Raw genomic sequence first — 8,684 nt, forward strand, 5'->3', positions numbered from 1 at the left:
CTGGACCTGGTCGAACCGGGGGTCGTGCCGATCAGCGAGTGGCGCCCGGACCGCGACCAGCATCCCGTGCCAGCCGAGGTGTCCATGTACGGCGCAGTCGCCCGGGTGTAGCCGTCCTCGCCCAGCGACCCGGCGGCCAGTCCGGGGTGACAGTCGGTGACCCGTCCCTCGAGTTCAGTCCGTCGATCTACCACATGCTCGAGGCACACGCCCTGATGGACGAGCTGGCCGACTGGAAACTGCTCCTTGGCAACGCCGAGAAACGTGGGTGGCCGGCTGCCTTGACGAGCTGCGCGCCGACGACGACCCCTGCCGTTCCAACCTGAAGCTTCCTGGCCGTGCGACCGCTGGCTGCGCTTGGACATCATCACCATCCGTCTGTTCGACCGTTGGACCGGCGAGCAACCCCGCCGGACCGGGGTCATGGCATAGACCCGCAACCCGTCAGGCTGAAATCGGCGGTACACGCCGATCCGCTGCCGAGCATCTGGTGGCCGCCCTTCGCTGCCTGCATCGGTGAGCAGTGGCGGACGGATACCTGGATGCGGCCGACAACCCGGCGATGAAAGTGGACAAGCCGTGCCGGCTGCCCAGCAGCCGGCGGGTAGTCGGAGACACGCGGTTGGCGCAGATCAACGAGGTGGCGGCCGGCACCGGCGATGACCTTATCCCGCAGCGGCCTGGCCGAGCACCGCCCGCTGGAACCCCGCCGCATGCTCGTGCAGCGCCTCCGCGATCCGAGGTCCCGGGTCCTCGACCGATGGCGACACCCGGCAATGCAGGAACAGCGGGCCCGCCTGCCCCGCTGTTCGTCGCGCGACCGTCGCCGTGAGCTCGGCCGGCTCAGTGGTCGACATGACGTACGGATAGCCCGCCGCTGACGCGATGCCCGCGAGGTCGTGGCGCTCGGAGTAGGTGGGTTGTCCGCCCGTTGAGGCGTACTGGCCATCGTCCAAGACGATGTGCGTGAGGGGCAGCTCCGGCATGGAGCCGATGGTGCACAGCACCGAGGTGTTCATGAGAACACTTCCATCCCCATCGATGACGATGACCGGGCGTTCGGTGGCCGACGCGATTCCGGCGCCGATCGCTGCCGCCAGCCCCATTGATCCGGTCATGTAGAGGTGGTGGGGACGATGGCCCAGACTCTGCGCGATGCGGGAGGTGTATCCGGTTGTGCAGATCACCGGGGTGGACCTGGCGGCATCGAGGATCGCCGCGATCGCTTGCCTCTTGGATGTCACCTGGAGGCACCCCAGCCGAACAGGCCCGGCTTGATCAACAGCGCGGCGGTCCGTCCCGCGTTCACGTCAGCAAGTGCGGCGGCCACATCGCCTTCCGGATCCGACTCACCACATCGGTGTGCCGGAATCCCCAGGGCTGTCAGCAGTCCCTCGGTAATGGCCCCCATAACCAGATTCTCCTCGGTGGTATCGAGATCCGTCCCCCGCATCCCGACCACGAGCAACATTGCGAGCCGGTACGGGAGCACCAGAGAGGCGAGGGCGTTGACGCTCTGCCCGAGGCCGGAGTTCTGCATCAGCACCACCGGCGTACGCCCGGCAAGGCGCGCTCCCGCCGCCATCGCCACCGCGGTGTCCTCGCGAACGACATTCTGTGTGGGGACGAGCGCGGCGAGCCGTTCGAGCAGTGGCGCCTGCAGGCCGTCCGGTGTGAAGTAGAAGGGCCCCGAAACGCGCCGCGCCAGGCTCGTCGCCACCGCATCTGCCACCTGGAGACCGCTGCGGGCTGTCACTTCCAAGGTCATCTAGCGATCCAATCCAGGCCCGGCTCGTGGCCTATAGCTGGTTATGGGACCGGCGGAGTCTTCATTCGGCACGATGATCGGACGAGTTGCGCCGGCCGTGGCCGTCTCGGCACCTTACCCCCGATCTTTACCCTGGGGCGGCCAGGGGGCGACGTCGATGTGATGCCGGATGAGCTTGGCGCGGTCCAAGCCTGGGCGTGACGAGGTGACGGGGTCTGACGTGCCCGCTGGCAGGCAGTATTGGCGGTCCCCTCGGCGGCTCGGTCGGCACCGCCGGCCCGACCGGGCCGCGGGGCGAGGTTCCCGGAGCGGGTACGCCGGTTTCGGCGTCGGACGACGCCCGATCGATGCTCGAACGAGCAACTATCGCATTCATCCACCTCTCGTCCGTCTCGTCAGACAATCCATGGTTATTAGCCATCTAGATGTAGCGATATGTCCGTAAAGCTGGCGCCTGGGCGTGCTTTGGCCATCCTCTCCGTGCGATATGAACAGTGGCCTACCAGGCGTGGGAATTTCATGGCATCATCACCATCCGGCGACCTCCACTGGGGACGATGCCCCTCTGCGTGGCCGTCCTGGCGGCCTGTGCCTGGCAGGTGCGCCGGTTGGGCTAGGGGGAGGCCGCATTCGCTATGCCATTCTTTCGCGCGTTATTCATCAGCGACCGATCGCACGCAGCCGCCTCACCGCCATCGCCTCGATGATCGATCCGCACATCGCGGTCGTCGGCAGTGGTTCACTGGCACGCTCCGTGTGCTACTCGCTGGCGGCACTCTCTTCACCGGCACCGGCAACACCAATCCAGGTCACCGTGCTCGCGCGGGGTAGCGCCGCGAGCGACATCACGCGCATATGCCAGATCCGGGCCGCAGTGACCGGTGGTGGCGGCGTCACCTTCGCGGCCGAGTCACTGCACGACGAGGTCGACGCGTTGGCGCGGCTTCAACCCGGCGTGCTGGTCTGCTGCGCGTCGGCTCAATCCCCGTACGAGAAGACCACCGCGCCGTCGGCGTGGACCAGCCTGATCGCGCGTGCGGGCTTCGGAGTCACCTTGCCCCTGCAAGCCGCCCTGATCGTTCGGCTCGCTCGTGCGGTCGCACAGGCCAGCCCGCGGACGCTCGTCGTCAACGGCTGCTTTCCCGATGCGGTAAACCCGCTCCTGGCCGCCCTCAAGGCCCCGGTCACGTGCGGCATCGGCAACGTGTCGACCCTCGCCGCCTGCCTACAGGCCGCCATCGGCCTGCCAGACCAGGATGACCTGGCCCTGCTCGGCCACCACGTCCACCTGTCCCAGCCCGGGCGCCCAGAAGACGAGGTGCTGGCCTGGTACGAGGGGCACCCACTGCCCGACGTGACCGGCCTCCTGAGCCCCGCGCGCGCCACGGACCGGCGCGAGCTCAACGCCATCGCCGGACACGCCGCCGCCCGACTGCTGCTCGCCCTCGTCACCGGTACCGAGGTCCACACCAGTCTCCCCGGACCGCTCGGGCTCCCCGGCGGATACCCGGTCACCGTGACCGATGGATCCGTCGCGTTGCGTCTCCCGCCGGGCGTCACCCGCGCCGAGGCGGTCGCGTGGAACCTGCGGGTCGGCCGCGACGACGGTGTCGAGGTGGCCGACGGACGGGTCGACTATTCCCCGCGCGCGATCGACGCGCTCGCGCCGTACCTGCCTGAACTGGCGGCGGGATGGCCGGTCGCCGCCCTCGACGAGGTGATCGAGCGGCTGACCGAGCTACGACGACGGCTGCGACTCGCACCTCCGGCCCCGGTCGTGGCCGCCGGGACAGGCACAATCTAAGGAGCATGAGCGTAGATGGACTCGACAGCGTCAATGACGACCCGTCGTAACCTCATCGTCGACTACTACGACCTGATCCCCGCCGCCGTCGCCCGGTGCGCGCCGCCACCCGCGGGCGCGTCCGGGACGCCGACCTTCGCGCCAGCGTTCGACCTGCCGGCGCTGACCGACAACGTCCGGGACTTCTTCGCGCCGGCGACCGTTGGCTGGCGCCGGCTCGGCGAGTACGGCGGCCACCCGATCCAGTTCCTCGACCTCACCGGCAACCCGGGCACCCGGACAACGAAGACGTTTGCCTCCCTGGTGATGGTGGCGCGAGCGGTCGAGCACATCCGGCGTACCGGTGAGGCGATCCGGATCTTCACCCCCACGTCGGCAAACAAGGGCATCGCGCTGCGCGACGCGGTCGGCCGGGCCATCGAGGTCGGGCTGGTCAAGCCCGATCAGCTCTCCGTCGTCGTGCTGGCCCCGGCCGCCACGCGCCACAAGTTCCGCCACGACCGGCTTGCCGGCGACCCGGCGTTGCGGGCGGCGAATCCGTTGCTGCGCTACGTCGGCGGCGCCCCGGAAGACGTCAAGGCACTCGGGCGTGCCTTCGTCGAAAAGTACGCCGCGGAGGCGTACGACCGGCACGGGGTGAATCTCTGGTACTCGCTGGACCTGCGCAACTACCTCGTCGCCGACGCTGCCCGTGCCGCCTTCGAAGCGGACGTCTCGCCCGCGTCGGCGGCGCGACCGCGGTGGCATGCCCACTCGGTGTCCAGCGCGTACGGCCTGCTCGGCTACAACCTGGGGCGGGACGTACTCGAGGCGGCCGGCCAGGCGCGGCCCACCGATCGTCCGGGCTTCCTGCTCGTACAGCACCTGGGCACGGCCGACATGGTGCTCAACTTGCGGTACGGCAGTTTCTCGCGGGCGAAGATGCCGGCGTACCGGCCCGATCCGGCGAGCGGTGTGTCGGTGCAGGACGCCGACCCCCGGTTCCCGGCCGTGACCGACGACCCGGCCGAGGTGCTCGACCCGACCTTCTACACTCACGAGCCGGCCACCTCACCGACGATGAACGAGCTCATCCGGCGGTTCGGCGGCGACGGGATCGTCGTGTCGCGGCGCGAGTGCCTGGAGCGCTACCCGATGCTGCGGGAATGGTTCGACGGCGACAGCCCGAGGCTCCCGGCGGATCCGGACGAGCTGCGGGAATGGTCCATCGTCATGGGACTGACCGGCGTGCTCAACGCCATCGACCGCGGGTTGGTCCCCGAAGGGCACGAGATCGTCCTGCACGGCAGCGGCTGCTACGGCGGGAGCGACTTCGTCCCGGCCGAGGTGGACGTCGAGGTGTCCACGGTCGACGACGTCGCCGCGGCGGTGTGGGCCGGACGATGACGGGCGACACGATTCCGGCGGCCTTCGCCGCGCAGGTACGCCAGCATCCGGACCGTCCTGCGGTGCTGGCCGAGGACGCCGCGGTGACGTACCGCCAGCTTGCCGCAGCCGTCGCGGCGACCGCGGCCACCATCGGGCCCGCCCGCGGGGGGCAGGTCGCGTTGCTGTGCCGGCACGGTGTCGCCACCGTCACCGCACTGCTGGCGGCGCTGGTGGCCGGCCGGGCGTACGTGCCGATCGAGCCGAGCTTCCCAGCCCGCCGGCTGGCGCACATCCTTGCCGACAGCGCCGCCGACGTGCTGCTCGTCGACGCCGCCCACGCCGAGCGGGCCGAGCAGTTGGTGAGGCTGGTGGACCGGCCCGGGCTGCGGGTGGTCGAGATCGCCGGCCTCGGCGACGCCCCGGATCTCGACGCGGTGCTCGCCGCGCTCGCCAGCCCCGCCGCACCGGACGATCCGGCCTACGTGCTGTACACCTCGGGCTCGACCGGCGCACCGAAGGGCGTCGTGCAGAGTCACCGTAACGTGCTCTTCGGAATCGCCAACCAGGTGCGCAACTTCGCGATCACACCGGGCGACCGGACCAGCGTGCTGACGTCGTTCGGCTACGACATGGCGGTCACCGACACGTTCGGCGCCATCCTGTCGGGCGCCGCCGCGGTCCCGGTCGACATCCGTACGCACGGGCTCGGCCACCTGGCGCGTGCCCTGGCCCGGCACCGGGTCACCATCTACCACTCCACTCCGACCGTCTACCGCTACCTGTGCGCCAGCCTCGGTCCGACCGGCGCGCTGCCCGACATCCGTGCAGTGCTCCTCGGCGGCGAGGAGGTCACTCGCCGCGACGTGGAACTGGCACGGCGTCACTTCACGCCGGACACCGTGTTCGTCAACGGCTACGGCACCACCGAGATCAGCTTTGCGGCGCAGTACCACCTGCCCGCCGACGCCGCACTCGACCGTACGGTCGTGCCGATCGGCTACCAGTTGGACGGCATCGAGGTGCTGTTGATCGACGAGGCCGGCGTGGCTGGCGACACCGGCGAGGTGGTGGTGCGCTGCCCGCACGTGGCGCTCGGCTACTGGCGGCTGCCCGAGCTGACCGCGCAGCGTTTCGGTGAGCGCGACGGCGTCCGCACGTACCGGACCGGCGACATCGTCCGGCGGCTGCCGGACGGTCGCCTGGAGTTCCTGGGCCGTGCCGACCGCCTGGTGAAGATCCGCGGCTACCGCGTCGAGCTGGGCGAGATCGAGGTGCAGCTCGCGGCGCTGCCCGGGGTCGGCCAAGCCGCCGTCGTGGCCCGGCCCCGCACCGAGGGCGCCGACAGTACGGAGAAGGAGATCATCGGGTACGTCGTACCCACGCGTACCGAGCCGCCCGCCGACCGGGACGCTGCTACCCAGCGCCGCCTCGACCCCGCTGTCCTCCGGACGGCACTGGCCGCGAGCCTGCCGGACTTCATGGTGCCCCGCGCCGTGGTGGTGGTCGACGCGCTTCCGATGGGGACGACCGGCAAGCTCGACGTCGCCGCGTTGCCCGCACCCCCGGTGTCCCGGGCGGAGGGGGTGGCTGCCGACCCGGTCGAGCGCGCGGTCGCCGCGATCTGGGCCGATGTGCTGGGCCTGGCCCACGTCGACCGCGACGCCAGCTTCACCGAGCTGGGCGGGCATTCCCTGCTGTTGGCGCTCGTCCAGGAGCGGCTCGAAACGGGCCTCGGCCACCGGGTGCCGCTCGCGCGGCTGTTCGAGTTCTCGACGGTGGCCGCCCTCGCCGCGTACCTGCGGACGGTCGGCACGCCGGCCAACGCTGCCCACGACGTCGGAGCGGTCGACGCGCCCGCCGCCGCGCTCGGCGGTGACGCGGGTCTGGACCGGGTCGCCGGCCGGATGCGCCGCCGCCGCGAGGCTCGAACGGGGGAGAGGCGATGATCAGCGCCGACGACGAAAGTATCGCGGTGATCGGCCTGGCCTGCCGGGTTCCGGGCGCCGCCGACGCCACCGCCCTGTGGCGCACCGTCCGCACCGGTGCCGACTCGGTGCGCCGGTTCTCCCGGGCCGAGGCGCTCGCCGCCGGCGTGCCGGCCGAGGTCGTCGACGACGCGAGCTTCGTGCCGGCGTTCGGCCACCTCGACGGGCTCACCGATTTCGACGCCGCGCTGTTCGGCTACCGCGACGACGAGGCGGCGCTGCTCGATCCACAGCATCGGCTCTTCCTCGAGGTCGCCTGGTGGGCCGTGGAAGACGCCGGCTACGGTCGGCTCGATGCGACCACCCAGGTTGGTGTGTTCGGCGGCTGCGGCGTCAACCGGTACCTTCGCCACCACCTGCTCGGCAACCCCACCGTAGGACCGGCGGGTGGGTTCTGCGACGACTGGGACGACATTCTGGCCGGTGCTTCCAGCGACTACCTGCCGACTCGTGCGGCGTACGCGCTCGGGTTGAACGGGCCGGCGGTTGCCATCCAGACCGCCTGTTCGTCCTCACTGGTCGCGGTCTGCCAGGCGGCGCAGAGCCTGCTCGATTTTCGGTGCGATGTGGCGGTGGCGGGCGGCGCTTCGGTGGTCTCCACGCACCAGGCCGGCTACCGGTACCGCCCCGGTGGGACGCTCGCGGCCGACGGCGTGTGCCGGCCGTACGACGCGGACGCCACCGGGCAGGTTTTCGGCAACGGGGCGGGGGCGGTCGTCCTCAAGCGGCTCGGTGACGCCGTGGACGACGGCGACCACATCTACGCCGTACTCGCCGGCTGGGCGGTCAACAACGACGGTGCCGATCGCGCCGGCTTCACCGTACCCGGGGTCGTCGGCCAGAGCGCGGTGGTCGCCGAGGCGCTCGCCGCAGCCGACTGGCACCCGGACGATCTCGGCTACATCGAGGGTCACGGCAGCGGCACCGCGGTCGGTGACGCGATCGAGATCGATGCGCTGACCCGGGCGTTCCGGACCGGTACGGCCCGACGCGGCTCCTGCGTGCTCGGGTCACTGAAGTCGAACGTGGGCAACCTCGACGCGGCTGCCGGCGTAGCGGGCTTGATCAAGACCGTTCTCGCGGTGCACCACGGCATGATCCCGGGAACCCTGCACTTCACCCGGACCCATCGCGACGTCGACTTCGCGGGCGGCCCGTTCGTGGTCACCACCGACACGCGGCCATGGATGGGCACCCGCCGCGCCGGAGTCAGCTCGTTCGGGCTCGGCGGCACCAACGCGCACGTCCTCGTCGAGCAGGCCCCGACACCGCTCGCGTCCGGCGACAACGTCGACTGGGCACTGCTACCGCTCAGCGCCGCCACCGATGAGGCGCTGGGGGTTCTCGCCGCCCGGCTGGCGGACCACCTCGCCGGCGAACCGGGCGGTGCACCCGCCGGCGTGGCACATTCCCTCGCCGACGTGGCGTACACGCTCGCCGCTGGCCGGCGGCGGCTGGCTCACCGCGAGGCGGTCGTCGCCCGGGACATCATGCAGGCGGCGGGGGAGCTGCGTGCCGTCGCCGACGGACGGGCCCCGTCCCTGCCGGCCGAGGTGCCGGGGGAGCTCCGTGACCAGGCCGCCAGGTGGCGTGCCGAGGGCGACCTCCCCGTGGGAGCCGGCCGGCGGGTGCCGCTGCCGGGCTACCCGTTCCAGCGCCGGCGGCACTGGATCGACCGGGTGGGCACTCCGCAGCTCGCCGGGGGGCGGTGATGAGGGCCGCGACGTCGCCGGCCGGGACCGTACGGTGGTTCGCCGGG

Annotated in this window: 7 protein-coding genes; 5 read left to right on the forward strand and 2 right to left on the reverse strand. The window is 71.1% G+C overall.

Features of this window, described 5'->3' with window-relative positions:
• Positions 1 to 6: 6 nt before the first annotated feature.
• Entirely contained in the window at positions 7 to 111 is a 105-nt protein-coding gene (locus ABZ807_RS27905; RefSeq protein WP_357163944.1) for an SAM-dependent methyltransferase, read from the forward strand.
• A 554-nt stretch (positions 112 to 665) separates the two neighbouring features.
• Here the strand turns inward: ABZ807_RS27905 and ABZ807_RS27910 are convergent.
• Both ABZ807_RS27910 and ABZ807_RS27915 read right to left on the reverse strand, forming a co-directional pair.
• The gene (locus tag ABZ807_RS27910; protein WP_357164170.1) at positions 666 to 1,244 is read right to left on the reverse strand and encodes a thiamine pyrophosphate-dependent enzyme; all 579 of its coding nucleotides are present in this window, start codon (positions 1,242 to 1,244) and stop codon (positions 666 to 668) included.
• Positions 1,241 to 1,768: a hypothetical protein gene (locus tag ABZ807_RS27915; RefSeq protein ID WP_357164173.1), complete on the reverse strand. Its 528-nt coding sequence runs from the start codon at positions 1,766 to 1,768 to the stop codon at positions 1,241 to 1,243. Before ABZ807_RS27915 ends, ABZ807_RS27910 begins: the two co-directional genes overlap by 4 nt.
• A gap of 508 nt (positions 1,769 to 2,276) precedes the next feature.
• Here ABZ807_RS27915 and ABZ807_RS27920 point away from each other — a divergent pair.
• The 4 genes from ABZ807_RS27920 to ABZ807_RS27935 are packed head-to-tail and all read left to right on the forward strand — an operon-like array spanning position 2,277 to position 8,637.
• The gene (locus ABZ807_RS27920; RefSeq protein ID WP_357164176.1) at positions 2,277 to 3,572 is read left to right on the forward strand and encodes a potassium transporter TrkA; all 1,296 of its coding nucleotides are present in this window, start codon (positions 2,277 to 2,279) and stop codon (positions 3,570 to 3,572) included.
• Between the two features lie 15 nt (positions 3,573 to 3,587).
• Positions 3,588 to 4,958, forward strand: a complete 1,371-nt coding sequence (locus tag ABZ807_RS27925) for a DUF6002 family protein (RefSeq protein ID WP_357164179.1) — start codon at positions 3,588 to 3,590, stop codon at positions 4,956 to 4,958.
• The gene (locus tag ABZ807_RS27930) at positions 4,955 to 6,886 is read left to right on the forward strand and encodes a non-ribosomal peptide synthetase (protein ID WP_357164182.1); all 1,932 of its coding nucleotides are present in this window, start codon (positions 4,955 to 4,957) and stop codon (positions 6,884 to 6,886) included. Before ABZ807_RS27925 ends, ABZ807_RS27930 begins: the two co-directional genes overlap by 4 nt.
• Positions 6,883 to 8,637: a beta-ketoacyl synthase N-terminal-like domain-containing protein gene (locus ABZ807_RS27935; protein ID WP_357164185.1), complete on the forward strand. Its 1,755-nt coding sequence runs from the start codon at positions 6,883 to 6,885 to the stop codon at positions 8,635 to 8,637. The genes ABZ807_RS27930 and ABZ807_RS27935 overlap by 4 nt, the downstream gene beginning before the upstream one ends.
• Positions 8,638 to 8,684: the final 47 nt, after the last annotated feature.

It is taken from the genome of Micromonospora sp. NPDC047548, assembly GCF_040642975.1.
GTDB lineage: Bacteria > Actinomycetota > Actinomycetes > Mycobacteriales > Micromonosporaceae > Micromonospora.